Genomic DNA, 21,259 nt, shown 5'->3' with positions numbered 1-21,259 from the left:
AGGCGAAGGGAAAAGCCTTCTCAGTTCAGCACGTAGCCGGCGAAACGTTTTCCGGAAATGGGGCTGCATTTGAGCCGGCGCGGTGCCGTGTCGTTTTCCGGAGCCGGATACTCTCTTTCGTTTCTATTTCTACAGTCGTAGGATGACTGACTGCCGTCGGCGATGGCCGGTTCGACGTGGCCGCCGTCGTTGTAATGAGGACGTGACGACGACGATGCCCCGCAGTCATGCGGTGCGTCGCGTCATCGTTGCCGGCGTGCCTGCTCACGCGTGCTGGCGGCACCGCGCGTCGGCCACGGCGCATGCCGTCGCGGCAGGCACGCGCGATGCGCGCTTGCCGCGACATCGGAAACACGCAAGGAGGTGTGCGATGCAGACGACCAGAACGCCGGCGGGACAGCGTCAGGACACGCCGTTGAATCCGGGCGACGAAGGGCCGCCCGATGCGCCGGCCGTCGGCGAGGATCTATGCGGCGTGTGTCGCGGCACCGGGATGGTCGAAGGACAGCCATGCGCGGTGTGCGGAGGGACGGGTAAGGTACTGCAGGGGATCGGCGGCGGCTAGACGGTCAAACGGAAGCGATGCGTGCAGGCCGCCTTCGGCGCCGTGCGGCGCCCGGACGGGCCACGGATCGCATGCGACCGCGCTGCAACGCCGCGATCGACCGGAATCGGGTATCCGCGCGGCGCGCGGCGCGTGAAAGACCTCAACGCCCGAGCCGCCGGTCCCGCAGAAACGCATTCAACTCGCCGCCCGCATGCTCGATGTGGCGCTTGAGCAGCGACGCCGCCGCGCGCGCATCGCCCTTGCGGCACAGCGCGACGAGCTCCGCGTGCTCGGATTCGGCCACGTCGCGCGCAGCCTCGGACAGCGACAGCTGCACGCGCGTGTAGCGGTCGGTCTGCTGCAGCAGCGACGCGACGATCGCCGCCGTCTTCGGCTGGTCGGCGCGCGACAGCAGCAGATGATGAAGCTCGGTGTTCAGTTCGCCCCAGCGGCCGGACTGGCTCGCGTGCAGCACCGCGCTGTATTCGTCGAGGATCGCATCGAGCCGCGCGAAATCCTCGGCGGTCAGCTTCGGAATCGACTTTTTCAGCAGCACGGGCTCCAGCAGCGCGCGCAATTCGAACAGTTCGGTGATGTCCTCCGGCGACAGCTCCGACACGATCGCGCCCTTGTGCGGCAGGATCTTCACGAGCCCTTCACTCTCGAGCTGCACGAGCGCTTCGCGCAGCGGGATCCGGCTGATGCCGAGTTCGGTCGCCAGCGCATCCTGGCGAAGCTGGTAGCCGTCGACGTATTCCCCCGTCAGGATGCGGCGGCGCAGTTCATTCGCTGCGGCTTCGGCGCGCGTGGCGTAGACAAGAGCGGGGCGTTTCTCGTTCATGTTGCGGTTCGGACTGGGGATGGCGGTCAGGCAAGCGCCGACGCGGCGCTGGATATTGCATACTTTCTACGATATTAGCAGAGCGGCCTTGCGGCCGAGCGTCGGCGGTCGCCACCACAGGCGACGTCGGCATCGACGTCCGGTGTTCCCGCAATACGGCACCGGACGCTCACCGGCGCGCTTTCTCGAAGTCGGCACGGCAATGAACCAGGCTGCGGCCGCGCGCTGATCGAGCATGCGCCCTAGCATAAGCGCTCGACGATCATGACGTCCGTGTCGTCCCGCGCCCGCAACATGAGCCACGTTTCATCGCGAACGGCAACGCCATCGCGTCGTGCCAGCCTGATCGGCCCTACGTCCAGCCGGCCATGATCGACAACCAGATAAGCGGAACCGGGCATCGGCAACGCGTGCCGCAACGCAGTGCCTTCACGCAGTGTCGCGATACGCACGCGTGCATCGGCATGAACGGGCAACGCGCCGGCGCGGACATCCTCCGGATCGCCGCTCGCCAGCGTCACGAATCGGCCCTCGCGACATCCGGGCGAACAGACTCGCGTCGCACAGCGCGGTGTACCGGCAGGTGTGCGCGGCCGCAGCCGGATCTGGAAGTGCCGCGCGGGCATATTCTCGTCGTTGCGCTCGGCGTGATGGATCGCCGTGCCGGCACTCGTCACGTGGACGGAATCGGCGACCAGACGCACGCGATTGCCTGCGTCGTCTTCATGCGTGATGGCGCCCGACCGCACCCACGTGACGATCTCGACGTCGCGGTGGGCATGCGGGCCGAGGCCCGAGCGCGGCGCGAATTCGACGTCGCTCCACATGTAGAGCGGACCGAGCGGCGCATCGTCGGCGCGCCCGGATTCGCCGATGCGGAAATGCTGGCGAATGTCGACACGGCCGCGCCGGATTGCGCCAAGCGCAAGAAATGGCCGATGTTCAATCATGACGGAGCCCGGTTCGAGTACGCCGGGCGCGGATCGCGATCGTCGCAGACGGCGTCTTCCGCACCCGCGCGCCGTGGCTGCGCTCAGATCTGCTGCTGGCCGCCATCGACGAACAATTCGATGCCGTTCACGAAGCTCGCGTCGTCCGAGGCCAGGAACAGCGCCGCGCTCGCGATCTCGCCAGGCTCGCCGAGGCGCCCCATCGGGATCTGGGCAGCCAGATAATCGGCGAGACCCTGGCGCTGCGCGGCATCGTCGCCGGCGAGATCGAGCAGGCCAGGCGTGCGGGTCGCGCCCGGGCTGATCGTGTTCACGCGGATGCCGCGTTCCTTGAGATCGAGAATCCAGCTGCGTGCAAAGGCCCGCACCGCTGCCTTCGAAGCCGAATACACGCTGAACGCCGCGGTGCCCGCGCTGCCCGCCGTCGAGCCGGTGAGAATCACCGAGGCACGCTCGGCAAGCAGCGGCAGCGCTTTTTGTACCGTGAACAGCACGCCCTTCACGTTGCGCTCGAAGGTGTCGTCGTAGTGTGCTTCGGTGATGCTGCCAAGCGGCAGCATCGAGCCGCCGCCGGCGTTCACGAACAGCACGTCGAGGCGGCCCTGTTCTTCCTTGATCTGCGCATACAGCGCGTCGAGCTCATCGAGCTTGGTGGAATCCGAACGTACGCCGGTCGCCTTGCCGCCGGCTTCGCGAATGCCCTTCACGGCGGCATCGAGTTCGGCCTGTCGGCGGCCGGTGAGATAGACGTGCGCACCTTCGGCCGCGAAGCGCTGGGCGGTGGCGAGACCGATGCCGCTGGTTGCGCCGGTGACGAGTGCGATCTTGTTGTCGAGTTTGCGTGCCATGGTATTGCTCCTTTCGTTGGGTCGGTGGGGGTTTCGTTGCATCGCGTACTGCGATGTGAGGAGAATATCGACGGCCTCATCTTTTCGAAATAGAATTGATTGCAAACAAACGTTGCAGAAATGAAAAGATGAGGGAAGATGGCTCAACTACCCGATTTCGAGGGGCTCGCGATGTTCGCGAAGGTGGCCGAGCACGGTTCGTTTGCCGCCGCGGCGCGCGCGACCGGCGTGTCGGTCGCGACCGTCTCGCGCGGCGTGGCCCGCCTGGAGGACCGGCTGGGCGCGCGGCTGTTCAATCGCACGTCGCGTCAGCTCTCGCTCACCGAGTTCGGCCGCACGATCAGCGAGAAAGCCGGCGAGATCTATCGCCAGGCCGAGGAGGCGGAAAGCTCGGCACGCGAAATGTCGGTGCGGCCACGCGGGCTGGTACGTCTGGCCGTGCCGATGTCGTACGGCCTGCGCTGGGTCGCGCCGCTGCTGCCGGGCTTCTTTCGCGCGTATCCGGAAGTGTCGATCGACCTGCATCTGTCGGATGCGTCGGTCGATCTGGTCGCCGACGGGTTCGACGCCGCGCTGCGGATCGCCGCGCTTCCGGACTCGTCGCTGGTCGCGCGGCGGCTGTGCGCGGTGACGCAATTCGTGGTGGCGTCGCCGGAATATCTGATGCGTGAAGGACGGCCCGCCCATCCGCGCGAACTCGCGGATCGTCCTTGTCTCTCGTACGCATACCGCGCGCGTAGCGCCGTATGGCGCTTCACGAACGACGCAGGCGAAGAAGAGCCGGTGATGCCGACGGGCCCGCTGCGCGTGACGAACGCCGATGCGCTGTTGCCCACGCTGCTCGCCGGACTGGCGATTGCCGAACTGCCCGAGTTCATCGCCGGCGATTACCTGGCCGACGGTCGTCTCGAAGCGATCCTGACCGACTGGTCGCTGACGAAGGGCGGCATTTACTTCGTCACGCCCTCGGCGCGCGCGCGGCCCGCGAAAGTCGCGGCGCTGTCGGATTATCTCGCCGAGCACCTTTCCGAGCCGACCTGGCGATGGCCGAAATGATGCGTCGGCACGGTCGATCAGCCGGCGTTTCGTCATTGCATTCATGCAATGACGGTGTGGCGCGAAGCACCGGATACGATGGCCGCGGCACACGCATTCTCGGCGGCGCAACCCGCTTGACGACACGACGACGAACGGCCGCTCGAGCTATCGAAGCGGCCTGCCGATGTTGCATCCCGACCGGCGCTTCTGGCCGGTAGACGTCACCGTCATATAGAATGACGCGCTTTGCCCGCACGCCTATGTGGTTCAAGAATCTTCAGCTTCACCGTCTTCCGGCACCGTGGGCCGTTACCCCCGATCAGATGGAAGCATGGCTGGCGCCCCACGCGTTTCAGCCGGGCACCAGCGTCGAGATGCAGCGCTCGGGATGGGCGTCGCCGCGTGACGACGGCGCGCTCGTGTATTCGATCAACCGGCAGATGCTGCTGACGTTTCGCGCCGAAAAGAAGCTGCTCCCGGCGTCGGTCGTCAATCAGGTGACCAAGGCCCGGGCGCTCGAGGTCGAGGAGCAGCAGGGTTTCAAGGTCGGGCGAAAACAACTGCGCGAACTCAAGGAGCAGGTGACCGACGAACTGCTGCCGCGCGCGTTCACCATTCGCCGCGATACCCGCGTGTGGATCGATACGGTGAACGGCTGGCTCGTCATCGATGCGGCCGCACAGGCACTTGCCGACGACGTTCGCGGCCTGCTCGTCAAATCGATCGATCAATTGCCGCTCACCGGCGTCCAGGTGGCGCTGTCGCCGGTCGCCGCGATGACGGACTGGCTGCTGTCCGGCGAGGCGCCGGGCGGATTCACCGTGGATCAGGACGCCGAGCTGCGCTCGAGCGGCGAAGGTGGCGCCACGGTGCGATACGTCGGCCACGCGCTGGAGGCGAACGACATGCGCCGGCACATCGAGGCCGGCAAACAATGCATGCGCCTCGCGATGACCTGGAATGACCGCATCTCCTTCGTGCTGACGCCGTCGCTGACGATCAAGCGTGTCACGCCGCTCGACGTGATCAAGGAGGCGTCGGATCCTACCGCGCAGAACGACGACGAACGCTTCGACTCGGATGTCACGCTGATGACGGGTGAATTGGCGCGGATGTTGACCGATCTCGTCGATATCCTGGGTGGCGAGCGGCAAGACTCGGTTCAAATCGCGGCGGCAGCCTGAACCTCGTCGGCTGTCGAGGATCGTCGCCGCGCTACGGCGCTACGGCGCGGCTTCGCGCTGACGCGACCTGTCGGGGAGGACCGTCGCCGCTCTGGCGGCGGGCGGGGTGCGGCTGCGCGCCGACGAAGCGCCGCCGCACCGTGGAGCCTCTTGCCGTTCGGCCCGGCGGGTTCGAAAAGTCAGCGGACGAGCTATCCGAACACCCGGGCCCATACCGCCCGAAGGCGTCGCGCGCGGTCTTCGAACAGATATGAGGCTGCCAGCGTCAAGAGACCTGAAATCGCACCCGTCACGATGTGCTCGACATAGGGGATACGGTAGTGACTCGTGTGCGAGTAGGCGTCGCCCAACGTCGTCAGGACGCCGACGATCACCGCATTGCCGTATCGATGCGCGTAGAGTTTCGCCGCGGGCGTGAAAGTCAGCAGTACAGCCAGGAGTCCGGTAAACAGACCGGTATGAAATGCAATCGACCAGTGAGCGAGGCTCATGATGTTGCCCCAGCTCCCCGGCATGCAGGTCATGCACGCACTGGTCGGCTGCCAGAAGCGCTGGATGAACAGTCTGACGCGCTGCTTCCACTCGGTTGACATGACGCACTCCCCTCAATGCCGTCGTCACGGCCGACGCCACCATACGTATCGTTGAAGCAGCTTCCAAATCCTTTGACGAGGCGGCCGCCCTCGTCGCGGACGGGTTGGCTATGCGCCGTGGAGGCCGAGCCATAACCTGGACATTGGGAATACTACTCCACGATTCCACGGCCGCCGTTTCGACCGGCACCGCGCCGGTGCCTTCTCACGAAACCGGGAATCGCTGCGGATCGCGTACTGCAAATACGCGCATCTTCAATGGACGGAAATCACCGAGCCATCGTGCAACCGCGCGTTCATCGACATGCATGCGCGCGCGGGCGGTTGATCTGGCTATATATCAGGACTTCTTATTGAAAGTCTTGAGCGCCCTGCAGTCCATTCGTGGCCTGCGCTTGCTGAAACCTGTCGCCGGGCGTATGGTTTATTTCTCTATCGCCCTTTTCCGGGAGATACCAAAATGGCTGCCATGCAATCCGCGGCCACGCCCCTCTCCGACGAGGAAGCCCGGCGCCAGTTGCGCCGCGCCGTCATCGCCAGCACGATTGGCACCACGATCGAATGGTATGACTTTTTCCTCTACAGCACGGTCACCGGCCTGGTCTTCGCAAAGCTGTATTTCCCCCAATCCCATCCACTCGTCGGCACGCTTCAGGCGTTCCTGATCTATGCCGTCGGCTTCGTCGCGCGGCCGGTCGGCGCGGCGATCTTCGGCCACTACGGCGATCGCATCGGCCGCAAGGCCACGCTGATCGTGACCCTGTTGCTGATGGGGCTCGCGACGTTCGCCGTGGCCTTCGTTCCGACCTACGCGACGATCGGCATCTGGGGCGCCGTTCTCCTCACGGTGCTGCGCTTCATCCAGGGCGTCGGCGTCGGCGGCGAATGGGGCGGCTCGGTCCTGATGTCGATGGAGTGGGCGCGCACCAATGCGCATCGCGGCTTCGTCGCGTCGTGGCCGCAGTTCGGCGTGCCGGCAGGATTGTTCCTCGCCAACCTCGCCGTGCTGGCCATGAGCTGGTTGTCCGGCAGCAGTTTTCTCACGTGGGGCTGGCGCGTGCCGTTTGTCCTCAGCATCCTGCTGGTCGCGATCGGGCTTTATATCCGCCTGAACATTCTCGAGACGCCGATCTTCGCGAAACTGCTGGCCGAGCGCCGGATCGAGAAGGCGCCGATGCTCGAAGTGCTGCGCAAGCAGCCGAGGGATATCGTGCTGTCGGCGTTCGCGCGGATGGCCGAACAGGCGCCGTTCTATATCTTCACGGCGTTCGTGTTCACTTACGGGATCACGGCGCTGGGCGTCACGCGAGAGCTGCTGCTGACGGCGGTGCTGGTGGCGTCCGTGGTCGAATTCGTCACCATTCCGCTGTTCGGCCACGTGTCGGATCTGATCGGGCGGCGGCGGATGTACATGATCGGTGCGGTTTCCGTCGGTGTATTCGGATTCCTCTACTTCGCGATGGTCGACAGCCGGAATCCGGCGTGGATCTTCGCGGCCATCGTGCTGTCGCTGGTCCCGCATTCGATGATGTACGGACCGCAGGCGGCATTGATCGCCGAATCGTTTACCGGGCGGTTGCGGTATAGCGGTGCGTCGATGGGTTATCAGCTCGCTTCGGTCATTGCGGGCGGCCCGGCACCGCTGATCGCGACCGCGCTGTTTGCCTACTACCATTCGGGGTATGCGATCGCGGTGTACGTGCTGATATGTGCGGTGCTGAGCCTGGTCGCCGCATCGAAGCTCGGCGACTACACGAACAAGGATATTTCGCGGGAATACGACGACGCGCGAAGTCTGGAGGATCATGGGCACGCGCCGCCGCTGACCTGACGGGTTGGCCGGTTCGCTCGATGCATGGGACGACGAGCCGGCTGCCGGCCCGCTTTCCGCGCCCGGTCCCGATTCAAGCCAACGTGTGCGCCCGGAACGACACGACAACTGCTTGATTGCGGTCAATTACGCCCACGCCCTCTCAGCCGCGCCTCACTCACTGTTTGTGATCCGCGCGAGCGGCGCCCAGCGCTTCGAGCAACGGTCGAAGCGCATCGAGTTCCGCGCCGAAGCCGGCCCAATCCCCCGCCTTCAGCCGCTCGATCGCACGATCGTAATGGGCCAGCGCGTCGCGGGCGCGCGTATCCGCGGCGGCGCCGGCCGGCGTCGCCACCGGCCCCGGCCCTGGCCTCGTCTCCTTGAAGAGCGCCGCGAGCGCCTCGCTCAGGTTTTCCTCCATCACGACGCGATCGCCATAGGCCGCGATCACCCGTTTCAGCTCGGGCAACTGGCCGGACGACGCGCGCAGATAGAGCGGCGACACGTAGAGAATCGAGTGCTCGATCGGAACGACCACGAGATGTCCGCGGATGACGCGCGAGCCCATCTGGTTCCACAGCGAGATCTGCTGCGAGATTTCCGTGCTCTGCTGGATGCGCGCCTCGATCTGGTACGGCCCGTAGATCAGCTTTTCCTTGGGGAACGCGTAGACGATCAGCTTGCCGTACCCGGGCGGATCGCAACGTGCGGCCAGCCACGCGATCATGTTCTCGCGCTGGCTCGGCACCATCGGCAGCATGAGCACGAAGCCGGCCTGCGCATCGCCGGGCAGCCGCATGATCGTGTAGTACGGCGCCATCTGCCGGTTCGCGGCGTCGCCCCCGTCGATGTCGCCGAGCGCACGAGGAAACTGCCAGAGGTCCTCGCGGTTATAGAACACTTCCGGTGCATCCATGTGATAAGCGCGGTAGAGGTTCGCCTGGATCAGGAACAGATCCTCGGGGTAGCGGATGTGCCGTTGAAGATCCTGCGGCATCGCGTCGAGCGGCTTGAACATGCCCGGGAAGATGCGCGCGTAAGTCCGCACCAGCGGATCGGAAGGATCGCTGACGTAGAAGTCGACCGTGCCGTTGTACGCGTCGACCACCACCTTGACCGCGTTGCGAATGTAGTTGGCACCATCGCCAGTGCCGGGCGGCGCATACGGAAACCACTGGCTGGTCGTATAGGCGTCCTGCATCCAGAACAGGCGTCCGTTGCTTGCCACGACATAGGGGTCGTGGTCGAGCGCGAGAAACGGTGCAATCGTGCGGATCCGGTCCCGGATGTTGCGGTGAAAGAGGATCCTGCTCTCGTTCGTGATGTAGTGCGTCAGCAGGATGTTGGGATCGCCGAACTGCCATGCGAACAGGCTGCGCCGCACCGCGCCGCCGATCGCGACACCATCGCGCCCGCTGTACGACGTGTAGACGTTGCTGTCCCCCTTCGGGTAGTCGAATTCGGGCACGCTGCCCTTCACGATCACATAGCCCTGCCCGCCTTCGCCGAAGTAGATGCGCGGTTCGTCGATCGCCGGTCCGCCATCGGCGACGGGCGGAATGTCGCGCAGATAGAGCGACGGCAAGCCTTCTGTCGATTTCTCCGTGACCGGCGACATCACGATGCCGTTGCCGTGGGTGAACAGCAGATGCAGGTTCACCCAGGTTCGGGCGTTCTCCGGCAGCATCGACTGCTCCAGTTCGCGCGCCGACAGCATGACCTGCCGGTAGCCGGAGTCGAGACGGTAGCGATCGATATCCACGGAAAAGAACTTGTAGTAAGTCCTGATCTCCTGCAACTGCGCGTAGGTATCCATCAGCGGCTGCACATCCCACAGGCGGATATTGTCGACGGTCGCGCGATTGGCCTGCAGCGACGCGATGTTCAGGCCCTGCTCGGCCGCGAACGGCTTGACCTCGATCTGCGCGAGACCGTAAGCCTGCCTCGTCAACGCGATGTTGTGCTGGATATAGGGCGTCTCGAGCTGCAGTTCGCTCGGCTTGACGTAGAAGCGCTGGAACAGCGCGGGATAGACGATGCCGAGCGCGAACGACGTGCCGAACACGAGCAGCATCGCGGCGGCCGGCAACCGATAGCCGGGCCGGCGCAGGTTGACCAGCATCGCAACGGCCGACGCAACGGCGAGGCCGACGAGCAGCCACAGCACCGGCAGCATCACGTGGACATCCGTATAACCGGCGCCGACCACGACCCCGTTGTTGTCGTAGAGCAGCAGAAAGCGTTCGAGCCACCAGGACCAGGCTTTCAGCAGGAAGAACAGTGCCAGTAGCGCCGACCCGTGAACCGCGGCGGCCGACGAAAGCCCCTTCGGCGGGCGGAGCATGATGTCGCCACGCAGCCAGTAGACGCCGCCCGCGACGATCGCGCAGCACACGACCACTTGCAGCAGCAGGTTCTTCAGCACGATCCAGACGGGCAGCGCGAACAGATAGAAACCGATGTCCTTGCCGAAGATCGGATCGCGCCCGCCGAACGGCACCCGATGCAGGAAGCGAAGCGCGACATCCCAGCTCGACATCGCACCGGCGGCGATCGCAAGCCCGAGAATGACGGCACCCGCGGCAATGACCGCGCGCCAGGGAATGCGCGACGCGACCTCCCCCGCCAGCGCGCGCAGGACATCCTCCGCACGCGTCGACGAAGCGTCCGCTACCTGCCAGACATCGACGGGCCTGGCATGACGATGCGCGAGCCACCCCGACGCGCCGATCGCGGCCGCCGACACGGCGAACACCGCGGCGAACAGCAGCACCCTCGCGGACAGGATCGTCCAGAAGACGCCGGCATAGCCGATCGACGCGAACCAGAGCCAGTCGACCAGGAGACCGGTGACGCGCCCGACGACGATCAGGCAGGCGATGACGATCGCAGCCGCGATCCCGTAGCGTCTCAGGCGTGGGACGGACGTTGCTTGCGAGCGCATCGAGGCTCCTTTGCCGGGCCGTCATGGGTGGCCGGCCGCGGCCGGACCTGGCGTGCCGCCGATCCGGCAGCGAGCATCGCGGCCGGCCGCATGTCTGAATGCTACGCCCGTTGCCGACGCGTCGCCATCCGACGGCATGCGCGACATCACCCGGGAACGAACGCAGTGCAGTGCACCGCGGCAGATTCGATCCCCCCTCGACAAGCACCCGTCGATGGCCGCTGCCGGGCGCAATCAGTGACGACCGTAGTGAACCGAACGCCGGCCGTCTTCCCCGCGCTCCCCGGACATCCTCGATGAAGCACAAAAAAGCCACCCTCACGGGTGGCTTCCGTGCGCGCAATCAGTCGTCGATCACCCGCCTCACACGTGCGTGCGCCGACTCGCCTCCGCATCGACCTCGCGCAGCGACTTGCCGCGCGTTTCCTTCGCAAGCCCGACGCACACGATTGAGATCACCGCAGCCGCAACCAGATACAACGCGATCGGCGTCGACGAGTGATAGCGCTCGAGCAGCGACAGCCCGATCAGCGGCGCAAGCGAGCCGGCCATCAGCGGCGCGACCTGGTAGCACAGCGACAGCGCGGTATAGCGCACGTTGGTCGGGAACATCTCGGTCATCAGCGCCGAATACGGCGAGTACGTCATCGATTCGATGAACAGGCCGAGCACGATCGCGGCCATGATGATCCAGTCGTTACCGGTATCCATCATCGGGAACGCGACGAAGCCCCAGCCGGCGGTCAGCACGGCGCCCGTCAGATACACGGGCTTGCGCCCGACGAGATCCGACATCAGCCCCATCAGCGGGATGAAGAAGAAGTGAATCGCGTTGGCGGCGAACATCAGCTTCAGGATCCGCGTGGTGTCGAAGCCGACGACCAGCTTCAGGTAAGTCAGCGAGAACGTGACGACCATGTAATACAGGATGTTCTCGGCGAACCGCGCGCCGATGCCGATCAGCACCTGCCGCCAGTGATACTTGAGCACGTGGCCCACGCCGAGCTGCTTTTCCTGCTTCTGCGCGCGGCGCGCCTGCGCTTCCTTGAAGATCGGCGCATCGTCGACCTTGCGGCGAATCCAGAAACCGATCAGCACGACCACCGCCGAGAACCAGAACGCCGCGCGCCAGCCCCACGCCAGGAAGTCGGCCTCGGACAGCGAGCTCGACAGCACCAGCAGGATGATGGTCGCGACGAGGTTGCCGGCCGGCACGCCGGCCTGCGGCCAGCTGGCCCAGAAGCCGCGGCGGTTGTCCGGGCTGTGTTCGCTGACCAGCAGGATCGCGCCGCCCCACTCGCCGCCGAACGCGAAGCCCTGGATCAGCCGCAGCGACACCAGCAGCACCGGCGCCCAGTAGCCGATCGCATCGAAGGTCGGCAGGCACCCCATCAGGAAGGTCGTGACGCCGACCACGATCAGGCTCACCTGCAGCAGATACTTGCGGCCGAACTTGTCGCCGTAGTAGCCGAACACCAGCCCGCCGATCGGGCGCGCGGCGAATCCCACCGCATACAGCGCGAACGCGGCGAGCAGGCCGTCGATCGGGTTGCCGGTCTTCTTGAAGAAGTGCGTGCCGAACACCAGCGCCGACGCCGTTCCATACAGGAAGAACTCGTACCACTCCGCCACCGAGCCGACCATCGACGCCGCGACGACCCGCTTCAATTCCCGCTTCGACGCCGTGTCCCGCACGGCTGCTGCACTACCAGGCGAGACTGCCTCGCCGACCTGACTTGTCATCTCCGTATCTCCTCTCGTTGTCTTCCATTTCCCTTGGCGGGCCGGGTTCGCGCGTAAGCACGTCGAAAGATTTTATACAATATCCAATACACAATCCACGCAATCTCAAAAAAGGTTTCGGCAGAAATGCGACATGCGGGGCGGCATCTGGCCGTCAGGTTCCGAGCCTGCGAGCGCGATGGTTCTGATCAGAGGAAAGTACGGCAGGACCCGTCTATGGGACGCCGACCGCGGCTCGCGGGCCGACGGACGGGGCGTGGCGTGAATTTTCCGGCGTCGACGGGATCGTCCGTCGCCCCCGCCCAAAGCCGCTGCGGCGCGGTTCGCCACCCTCCCCGCGGCTCCGGCACGACGACCTTCGTCACGCCCTTTTTATTTTATATTGTATAAAATATTCGAACTGGCTAGAATGACTTCCGTCGATGGCTGACTCTCGGGCGAAACCGGAGGCAACGTTTCGGCACCGAGGCAAACAAGAGGCGGCCAGCCGCCGTCCGGATCGCATGCAGCACCGACGAGACGGCGAGCGCGCGTACAGCCCAGGTTGCCAGCAATGGCAGTTGACCCTATCTGAATGTGAGGAAACGAGATGAGCGACAACATTTTTACCGGCACCATTCCGGCCCTGATGACGCCGTGCACCGCTGACCGTCAGCCGGATTTCGACGCGCTGGTGAAGAAGGGCAAGGAACTGATTGCACTCGGCATGCGCGCGGTGGTGTACTGCGGCTCGATGGGCGACTGGCCGCTGCTGACCGAAGCGCAGCGCCAGGAAGGCGTCGCGCGCCTGGTCGAAGCCGGCGTCCCGACGATCGTCGGCACCGGCGCGGTGAACTCGAAGGAAGCCGTGTCGCACGCCGCGCATGCCGCGAAGGTCGGCGCGCACGGCCTGATGGTGATCCCGCGCGTGCTGTCGCGCGGCGCATCGCCGGCGGCCCAGAAGGCGCACTTCGCCGCGATCCTGAACGCCGCGCCGAACCTGCCGGCCGTGATCTACAACAGCCCGTACTACGGCTTCGCGACCCGCGCCGACCTGTTCTTCGAACTGCGTCGCCAGCACCCGAACCTGATCGGCTTCAAGGAATTCGGCGGCGCCGCCGACATGCGCTACGCAGCCGAGAACATCACGTCGCAGGACGACAGCGTCACGCTGATGGCCGGCGTCGACACGCAGGTCTTCCACGGCTTCGTGAACTGCGGCGCCGCAGGCGCGATCACCGGTATCGGCAACGCGCTGCCGCGTGAAGTGCTGCAACTGGTCGACCTGTGCAAGAAGGCCGCGCAAGGCGACGCAGTGGCGCGCGTGCGGGCGAAGGAACTGGAAGCGGCGCTGGCCGTGCTGTCGTCGTTCGACGAAGGCTGCGACCTGGTCCTGTTCTACAAGCACCTGATGGTGCTGAACGGCGACAAGGAATACACGCTGCACTTCAACGAAACCGACGCCCTGAGCGACGCGCAGCGCAACTACGCGGAAGCGCAGTACACGCTGTTCCGCAACTGGTATGCGAACTGGTCGAAGAGCATCGCGTAAGCGCGTTCGCACGAAACCGTTCGATACGCAGCCATGAAACGGCTGCGTGACGAAAACAAAAAGCCACGGAACCCTCCGTGGCTTTTTTCATTCGCGCTGTGCGCTGCAATCGCGCACCTGCCGAATCAGTGCTGCTGCGCGGCCGCGCCGCTCGCGCGCTCCTGTTCCGTGATTTCCATGCGGCAACGGCCGATCGCGTACACCGCCCCGGCCGCGCAGAGCGCCGGCACCGCAAGCAGGCTGAACACGTCGCCGAAGTGCCAGCCGAGCCCCATCAGCATCGCGCCGGCGAACGCGCCGGCCACGCCGCCGATCCGGCCGATGCCGAGCATCCAGGCCACGCCCGTCGCACGGCAGCGCGTCGGATACAGGCTCGCCGCATAGGCCGACATCGACGTCACCGCGCTCGTCACCACGGTGCCGCACAGGAAGATCAACGTGCCGAGCCACGCGGCATGCCCGATCGTGCGGCTCGCGGCGAGCACCAGCAGGGCCGCCAGCGCATACGCGCACACGATCGTCCGGTTCGGGTTGAAGCGATCCATCAGCCACCCGGCACCGAGGTTGCCGAGCACGCCGCCCAGCGGAAACAGCGACGTCATCAGCGCGCCGCCTTCGGCGCTGAAGCCTGCGTCGCGCAGCAGCGTCGGCATCCAGTTGGTCAGCAGGTAGTAGATCAGCAGCCCCATGAAGTAGGCCGCCCACAGCATCAGCGTGCGCGAACGGAACTGTGCGGATACCACCTGCGCGAGCGCGGACGCCCCGCCCGTTTGCGCTCGCGCGCCGGCGGCCACGAACGTGCAGTCGTCGAAGCGCTCGCGCGGTGCGATCCGCGCGAGGATGCGCGCGATGCGCGCATGCGTGCCCGCTCGCACCGCGAGATACTGCGCGGACTCGGGCAGCAGCATCACGAGCGCGACCGCCAGCGCGAGCGGCCCGATGCCGCCCGCGGTCAGCACGCTTTGCCAGCCGAAATGGGGAATCAGCCATGCCGACGTGATGCCGCCCGCCGCGAGCCCGCACGAGAAACCGCAGAACATCGCGTTGACGACCACGCCGCGGATCCGGGCGGGCGCATATTCCGCCATCAGCGTAACGGCGTTCGGCATCGCCGCACCGAGGCCGAGCCCGGTCAGGAAGCGGAATGCGGTCAGCGCTTCGATCGACTGCGCATGCGCGGACACCATGCTCCACGCGCCGAAGCACACAACCGACAGCACGAGCACGGTCTTGCGGCCGAGCCGGTCCGCGCACGGGCCGGCGGCGAGTGCGCCGATGCCGAGCCCGGCCAGCGCCGCGCTCATCACCGGGCCGAGCGCGCTGCGCGCGATGCCCCAGTCGTGCGTCAGCGCGGGCGCGATGAAGCCGATCGCGGCCGTGTCGTAGCCGTCGGCGGCCACGACCAGGAAGCACAGGATCAGGATCAGCCACTGACAGGGGGAAAAGCGCTCGGCGTCGATGAACGACTGCACGTCGAGCGTACGCTGGGGGGTTTTCATCGTATGTCTCCTTCGGTCCGGTCGCACGACGGTGCCGATGCACCGCCCGCGCGCGGACCTGTTCATGGTCATGGTTTCGTCGTGAACCCGGCGCCCTTGCAGGCCGGCGATCGCGACGCGGCAGCCCGTGGCGGCTAACCGCATCGCGCATGCCCGGCCGATGCCGTCCGCGCCGCCCGTGACGATCGCCACGCGCGCGGGGTGTCGTCCGTGTCGGGTCCGGGTTTCATCGTCATCGGCTCAGCGCGTCAGGTACGCGAGGCTCGGGAACTCGACGCGGCGGATGATGCGGCTCTCCTGCGCGACGATCAGGTGGCCGGACGCCTGCAGATACGCGGGCCAGTCCGGATCGGCATCGCGCGCGGTGCGCCGCGCGTCGTAGTCGGCGATGCTGTCGTAGCCCCACAGATGGACGACCTGGTTCAACGCGCCGATGTCGCTCATGTAGAAGCCGACGGGCGCGCCGAGATACTTGACCTGGATCTGCATCGCGAGCCGGTCGAAGATCTCGATGAACTCCGCCATGCCGCGCGGGCGGATCGTATAGATGCGATGGTCGATGAAGGATTTAGCGGTAGTCATGGTCGGCTCCGGGGTCAGGCGGTCGCGCGCGCGGCGGCGGGTGGTGTCGGCTCGGCGGCGGATGGTGTCGGCTCGGCAAGATCGAGTCGGTCACGAAGGTCGGTCTGGTCGCCTAGATCGGCCAGCCCCGCGATATGGCGTGCGCTCAGATAGCCGAACGTCATGATCGGCCCGAGCGTGATCCCCGCGCCCGGATAGTTGCCGCCCATGATGCTGGCGCGATCGTTGCCGACCGCATACAGGCCGGCGATCGGCCGGTCGTCGGCGGCGAGCACCTGGCCGACCACGTTGGTCCGGATGCCGTCGAAGGTGCCGAGGTCACCCATCACGACCTTCAGCGCGTAATACGGCCCGTCGCCGAGCGGCGCCACGCACGGATTCGGACGATGGTCGGCGTCGCCGAGATAACGGTTGAACGACGTCGTGCCGCGGCCGAATTCGGGATCCTCGCCGCGCGCGGCATCGCGGTTGTAGCGTCGCACGGTCGCTTCCAGATTCGCCGCATCGAGGCCGGCGCGCTGCGCGAGTTCGGCCAGCGTGCGCCCCTGCACGAGATAGCCGTTGCGCAGCAGCGGCCCGAGCGGCACGGGTGCGGGTTTCGCGAAGCCCAGCCCGTATTTGCGGATCGTCGCGTGATCGCACACGAGCCACATCGCCGTCTCGGTCTCGCCTTGGCATGCTGCGATCATCGCGGCGCCGACGTCGTGATACGAATTCGATTCGTTCGTGAAACGCGTGCCGCGCCGGGTCACGCCGATGACGCCGGGCTTGTAGCGATCGAGCAGATGCGGAAACACACCGAAGCTGCCGTCGCCGAGCGGCACGCGCGAGACGGGCATCCATGCGGCCGGTTGCGGATAGCGGATCTCGACGCGGCCGCCCGCGCGCTCGGCGAGCGTCGCGCCGTCGCCGGTGTTGCCGGCCGGCACCGGCGATACATGTTCGCCGCCGCGCGCAACGTGCGGATAAGCACGCGCGATGCGCGCGACGTCGTGCGAGAAGCCGCCGCTCGCGAGCACGACTGCGCGGCGCGCGGTGATGCGATACGTCGCGCCGTCGGCCCCGACCGTTGCGCCGGCGATGCGCGCGCCGTCCGCGACGAGTTCGCGTGCGGGCGTGTTCGTCAGGATCGGAATGCCGAGATCCAGCGCGGACTTCGCGAGGCGCGCGGCGAGCGCGTTGCCGCTCGTGATCTGCACGCCGCGCCGGTACAGCGCGAGATCCTTCAGATGCGCGGCAAGCCGCTTCGTCACGTACCACGCCGACCGAAGCGAGCGCGTCGCGTTGAAGAAGTGCTTCAGGTCTGCGTTCGACGAATTGAACATCATCCCGATGAACGTGATCGTCTTCAGCGGCGGACGCAGGCGCTCGAGATCGCGCCCGAGCCCGCGCGCATCGTACGGCGCGGCGACGACCGAGCGGCCGATGTCGACGCCGCCGGGCATGTCCGGGTGATAGTCGGGATACAGCGTCGGCACGAATTTCACGTCCGTCTCGCGCTCGAAGAAGTCGAGCATGCGCGGGCCGTGCTCGAGAAACGCGTCGATCGCCGCATCGTCGTAGAACGGGCCCGTCTCGCCGCGCAGATACGTGCGGGCCGCTTCGCGCGTATCCTGCACGTCGTTTGCGCGCGCATGGCGATTGCCGGGAATCCACAGCACGCCGCCGGAAAATGCGGTCGTGCCGCCGAAGCACGCTTCCTTCTCGACGACGATCACGTCGAGCCCCGCCTTGCGCGCGGTAATGGCGGTGGACAGGCCGCCCGCTCCCGAGCCGATCACGAGCAGATCGCACGTGACGTGCTTCGAACGCTGCTGGTCGTTCATCATGTCTTCCTCCATCTCTTGAATAAATGTGCGTCGCCGAGCTCGTGCTGCGCGCCGTGCGTGCAGCGCGGCAAGGCCGCGAATCAGCGTGCGCCGGCACCGGCCTCGTAGCCGGGCCGCGGCACGAGATCCATCAGCATCGCGTCGAGGCCGCCGTCGACCACCAGTTCCGCGCCATTCACGTATGCCGCACGCGGGCTCGCGAGGAACGCGACGACGTTCGCGATGTCGTCGGGCCGGCCGATGCGGCGGTTCGCGGTCATCGCGCTGCGGCGCGCCTCGATGTCGCCGCTCGCATAGAACGACTCGGACAGCGGCGTGCGGATCATTCCCGGGCACACGGTATTGCTGCGGATGCCGCGCGGCCCCCACTCCGCCGCCAGTTGCCGCGCGAGCATCGCGACCGCCGCCTTGCTCGCGCTGTAGGCGCCGCTGTACGTCTGCGGGTGGCGCGCCGCGATCGACGCGACATGCACCAGCGCACCCGAGCCGCGCGCGAGCATCGCGCGCCCGAACGCTTGCGAACACAACATGTAGCCGGTGAGATTGACCTGCAGCATCGCGTTCCATGCGTCGAGGTCGATGGTCTCGATGCCGCCGGCACGCAACAGGCCGGCGTTGTTCACGAGCACGTCGGCGGGACCGAGGTCGCGCTCCACGCGTTCGGCGGCCTGGGTCACGCTGGCGGCGTCGCCGATATCGCAGCCGATCGCGACGACGTTGCCGCCGGCCGCGCGCAGCCGCTCGGCGATCGCGATGGTGCCGTCCGCGTCGCGGTCGAGCAGCGCGACCCGCGCGCCGGCCGCCACGAACGTTTCGACGATCGACGCGCCGATGCCGCCCGCGGCCCCCGTCACGACGCACACCTGCCCGTCGAGACGAAGCCAGTCCTGCTGTTTATTGTTCGCTTGCGATATCATTAGGTATCCTCTTGAAATGAGCTTGAGAGATCCGGCTCGATCCGGCACACGCTACCCGAACGTCGCGCGCTGCGTCAGTGGCAAGCGCTACGTCGATGGGAAAAGTATAGAAGCGCGCATCGCGCGAAAATTGGACAAACGCCGCAAGCAACAGGACAATTTGTACACAGGAGGCCGTGCGGCATGAGGAGAATCCCTAACTACGATCTGTATGGCGAATCGGCGCGTCCGCCCTGGTACGACGCGTTCAACTTCGAATGGATACCGGAGCGCAGCCAGCCGAACGACTGGCATATCGCCGCGCACCGTCACGATGCGCTATTGCAGATTTTGTACATCCGCGGCGGGCAGGGGCATGTCGTGATCGAGAGCGGGAAGCACACGTTCGCGCCGCCGTGCCTCGTGGTGCTGCCCGCGCAGACGGTCCATGCGTTCGAGTTCTCGCCGCAGATCGACGGCCTCGTGATCACGGTCGTGCAGCGCGCGCTCGAAACGCTGGTCAAGACCGCCGCGCCGGGCGCGCTGTCGATCCTGCAACGCGCGGCGGTGATTCCGGTCAAGGAGCCGGACGCGAGCGCGTCGATGCTGATGCCGCTGTTCGCGTTGCTAGAACAGGAATTCCGCAGTGCCTCACGCGGACGCGGCGCGGCCGGGATGGCGTTGCTGGTGGCGTTGATCGTGCATGTCGCGCGCCTGAGCGATCTCGCGGCCGCGCCGTCGCATGCCGGCACCGATCGGCGCGCCACGTTGCTGCGGCGGTTTCGCGAACTGATCGACACGCATTTTCGCGAGCATCGGCCGGTGGAATTCTACGCGGACCGGCTCGGCGTAACGGCCGCGCAGCTTGCGCGCGTGTGCCGGGAGGAGTTGGGTATCTCGACGACGGCGGTCGTCAACGCGCATCTGATTCGCGAAGCGCAGCGCGATCTGGTTTATTCGAATCTGAGCGTGAAGCAGATCGCGCACGAGATGGGGTTTGCGGACAGCGCGTATTTCAGCCGCTATTTCCGCAAGCAGACCGGCCTGACGCCGGGCGAGTTCAGGGAAGCGGCCCATCGCGACCTGATGCCGGGCCGCTCGTAAGCGGGCGCGGTGCGGGCGATGCGCGCGGTCGCGGCTCCCGAAAGCCGCGACCGCAACAGCCCGCTCGATCGCCGCGCGTCAGACCGCGACCGCGCCGACGTAGTTTTCAGCCATCGCCATCGCCGCCGTGCGCGATGTCGTCACGTGCTCGAGTTCGGCCACCTGCAAACGTTGCTCGAACGGCGACGCGTCGTCGAGACGATGCATCATGCGCGTCATCCAGTACGAGAAGTGTTCGGCGCGCCAGATCCGGCGCAGCGCGGTTTCGCTGTAGGCGTCGAGCAGGTCGGTGCGCGCTTCGTCGTAGAACGCCTGCAGCGCGGACGTCAGGATGCGCACGTCCGACACCGCGAGATTGAGACCCTTCGCGCCGGTCGGCGGCACGATGTGCGCCGCGTCGCCGGCGAGGAACAGGCGGCCGTGCTGCATCGTGGTCGACACGAAGCTGCGCATGCCGACGATGTTCTTCTGGAAAATCCGCCCTTCCACGACCTGCCGGCCATCGGCGGAGTCGACACGCGCGTGCATCTCGGCCCAGATGCGATCGTCGGACCATTGGTCGACGGAATCCTTCGGGTCGCACTGGAAATACATGCGCTGCACGTTCGGCGAGCGCGTGCTGACAAGCGCGAAGCCGCGTTCGTGGCGCGCATAGATCAGCTCGTCCGACGACGGCGGCGCCTCCACGAGAATGCCGAACCAGCCGAACGGAAACACGCGCTCGTAGTCCTGCCGCAAGGCGGCGGGGATCATCGTGCGCGACACGCCCTGCGAGCCGTCGCAGCCGATCACGAAGTCGCAGTCGAGCGTCTGTTCGACGCCGTCGTGCACGAAGCGGATCGACGGCGCATCGGTCTCGATGCCGGCAACCGTCGTCCCGGACACGTTGAAGTACAGCGCGCCGCCGGCCGCCACGCGCGCGGCCACGAGATCCTTCAGCACCTCGTGCTGCGCATAGACGGTGATCGCCTTGCCGGTCAGTTCGGTCAAATCGATGCGGCGGCGCTTGCCTTCGAATGCCAGTTCGAACCCGTGATGCAGCGCGCCTTCCGCCTTCATCCGGTCGCCGACGCCCGATTCGGTCAGCACGTCCATCGTGCCCTGTTCGAGCACGCCGGCGCGGATGGTGGATTCGATCTGTTCGCGGCTGCGCGACTCGAGCACGACCGACTCGATACCGCGCAGATGAAGGAGATGGGAAAGCAGCAGGCCCGCGGGCCCGGCGCCGATGATGCCGACTTGCGTACGCATGAATGTCTCCGGTTGGGATTGATTTTGCGCAAGTGTGGCGGCGACGAGTGCTATCCCGCAACGCGATAT

The 21,259-nt window shown here is 66.2% G+C and carries 17 protein-coding genes and 1 pseudogene; 6 read left to right on the top strand and 12 right to left on the bottom strand.

The window, feature by feature from the left end; all coding sequences use genetic code 11:
* Positions 1–370: 370 nt before the first annotated feature.
* Entirely contained in the window at positions 371–565 is a 195-nt protein-coding gene (locus DIE12_RS35140; protein WP_124523848.1) for a hypothetical protein, read from the top strand.
* A gap of 142 nt (positions 566–707) precedes the next feature.
* Here DIE12_RS35140 and DIE12_RS35135 read toward each other — a convergent pair whose 3' ends face one another.
* From DIE12_RS35135 to DIE12_RS35125, 3 genes are all read right to left on the bottom strand, one after another.
* Positions 708–1,388, bottom strand: a complete 681-nt coding sequence (locus tag DIE12_RS35135) for a GntR family transcriptional regulator (RefSeq protein ID WP_044847167.1) — start codon at positions 1,386–1,388, stop codon at positions 708–710.
* A 242-nt stretch (positions 1,389–1,630) separates the two neighbouring features.
* Positions 1,631–2,338, bottom strand: coding sequence for a pirin family protein (locus DIE12_RS35130; RefSeq protein WP_124523847.1), 708 nt, complete (start codon positions 2,336–2,338; stop codon positions 1,631–1,633).
* An 83-nt stretch (positions 2,339–2,421) separates the two neighbouring features.
* Positions 2,422–3,186, bottom strand: coding sequence for an SDR family NAD(P)-dependent oxidoreductase (locus DIE12_RS35125; protein WP_124489416.1), 765 nt, complete (start codon positions 3,184–3,186; stop codon positions 2,422–2,424).
* Between the two features lie 138 nt (positions 3,187–3,324).
* Between DIE12_RS35125 and DIE12_RS35120 the strand changes: the two genes are divergently transcribed.
* Both DIE12_RS35120 and DIE12_RS35115 read left to right on the top strand, forming a co-directional pair.
* Positions 3,325–4,242 carry a LysR family transcriptional regulator gene (locus tag DIE12_RS35120; protein ID WP_124523845.1) on the top strand — a complete coding sequence of 306 codons (918 nt, stop codon included), beginning with the start codon at positions 3,325–3,327 and terminating at the stop codon, positions 4,240–4,242.
* Between the two features lie 242 nt (positions 4,243–4,484).
* Entirely contained in the window at positions 4,485–5,408 is a 924-nt protein-coding gene (locus DIE12_RS35115; RefSeq protein ID WP_124523859.1) for a recombination-associated protein RdgC, read from the top strand.
* A gap of 191 nt (positions 5,409–5,599) precedes the next feature.
* On the opposite strand, the gene DIE12_RS35110 is transcribed toward DIE12_RS35115, so the two are convergent.
* Positions 5,600–6,001, bottom strand: coding sequence for a hypothetical protein (locus DIE12_RS35110; protein WP_124489393.1), 402 nt, complete (start codon positions 5,999–6,001; stop codon positions 5,600–5,602).
* A gap of 460 nt (positions 6,002–6,461) precedes the next feature.
* Here DIE12_RS35110 and DIE12_RS35100 point away from each other — a divergent pair, with 460 nt between their 5' ends.
* Entirely contained in the window at positions 6,462–7,832 is a 1,371-nt protein-coding gene (locus DIE12_RS35100) for an MFS transporter (protein ID WP_124489394.1), read from the top strand.
* Positions 7,833–7,989: 157 nt separating this feature from the next.
* Here DIE12_RS35100 and DIE12_RS35095 read toward each other — a convergent pair whose 3' ends face one another.
* Positions 7,990–10,755, bottom strand: a complete 2,766-nt coding sequence (locus DIE12_RS35095; RefSeq protein ID WP_124523843.1) for a UPF0182 family protein — start codon at positions 10,753–10,755, stop codon at positions 7,990–7,992.
* A gap of 363 nt (positions 10,756–11,118) precedes the next feature.
* Positions 11,119–12,498 (bottom strand): fosfomycin efflux MFS transporter AbaF, encoded by a 1,380-nt coding sequence (gene abaF / locus DIE12_RS35090; RefSeq protein ID WP_124523841.1) that lies wholly within the window; start codon positions 12,496–12,498, stop codon positions 11,119–11,121.
* Positions 12,499–13,087: 589 nt separating this feature from the next.
* Here abaF and DIE12_RS35085 point away from each other — a divergent pair.
* Positions 13,088–14,029, top strand: a complete 942-nt coding sequence (locus tag DIE12_RS35085; protein WP_124523839.1) for a dihydrodipicolinate synthase family protein — start codon at positions 13,088–13,090, stop codon at positions 14,027–14,029.
* A gap of 125 nt (positions 14,030–14,154) precedes the next feature.
* Here the strand turns inward: DIE12_RS35085 and DIE12_RS35080 are convergent, their stop codons facing one another.
* The 5 genes and pseudogenes from DIE12_RS35080 to DIE12_RS35065 all read right to left on the bottom strand — a co-directional run bounded on the left by DIE12_RS35080 (position 14,155) and on the right by DIE12_RS35065 (position 18,856).
* The gene (locus tag DIE12_RS35080) at positions 14,155–15,528 is read right to left on the bottom strand and encodes an MFS transporter (RefSeq protein ID WP_260427904.1); all 1,374 of its coding nucleotides are present in this window, start codon (positions 15,526–15,528) and stop codon (positions 14,155–14,157) included.
* A gap of 93 nt (positions 15,529–15,621) precedes the next feature.
* Positions 15,622–15,720: pseudogene (locus tag DIE12_RS39130) on the bottom strand (SDR family NAD(P)-dependent oxidoreductase); the annotation flags it as partial.
* 48 nt (positions 15,721–15,768) lie between these two features.
* Positions 15,769–16,110: an NIPSNAP family protein gene (locus DIE12_RS35075; RefSeq protein ID WP_124523836.1), complete on the bottom strand. Its 342-nt coding sequence runs from the start codon at positions 16,108–16,110 to the stop codon at positions 15,769–15,771.
* 14 nt (positions 16,111–16,124) lie between these two features.
* Positions 16,125–17,936 carry an FAD-dependent oxidoreductase gene (locus DIE12_RS35070; RefSeq protein WP_260427906.1) on the bottom strand — a complete coding sequence of 604 codons (1,812 nt, stop codon included), beginning with the start codon at positions 17,934–17,936 and terminating at the stop codon, positions 16,125–16,127.
* Between the two features lie 83 nt (positions 17,937–18,019).
* A complete protein-coding gene (locus DIE12_RS35065) occupies positions 18,020–18,856 on the bottom strand; it encodes an SDR family oxidoreductase (protein WP_185641049.1) in 837 nt (278 codons plus the stop codon).
* A 183-nt stretch (positions 18,857–19,039) separates the two neighbouring features.
* Between DIE12_RS35065 and DIE12_RS35060 the strand changes: the two genes are divergently transcribed.
* Entirely contained in the window at positions 19,040–19,939 is a 900-nt protein-coding gene (locus DIE12_RS35060) for a helix-turn-helix domain-containing protein (RefSeq protein WP_124523832.1), read from the top strand.
* Between the two features lie 78 nt (positions 19,940–20,017).
* On the opposite strand, the gene DIE12_RS35055 is transcribed toward DIE12_RS35060, so the two are convergent.
* Complete coding sequence (locus DIE12_RS35055) at positions 20,018–21,190, bottom strand: 4-hydroxybenzoate 3-monooxygenase (protein WP_124523830.1); 1,173 nt, start codon at positions 21,188–21,190, stop codon at positions 20,018–20,020.
* Between the last annotated feature and the right edge of the window lie 69 nt (positions 21,191–21,259).

Origin of the sequence: Burkholderia sp. Bp9015 (assembly GCF_003853505.1) — a bacterium.
GTDB lineage: Bacteria > Pseudomonadota > Gammaproteobacteria > Burkholderiales > Burkholderiaceae > Burkholderia.
The sequence above is the reverse complement of the archived record's forward strand: the minus strand, read 5'-3'. Positions and strand labels throughout refer to the sequence as shown.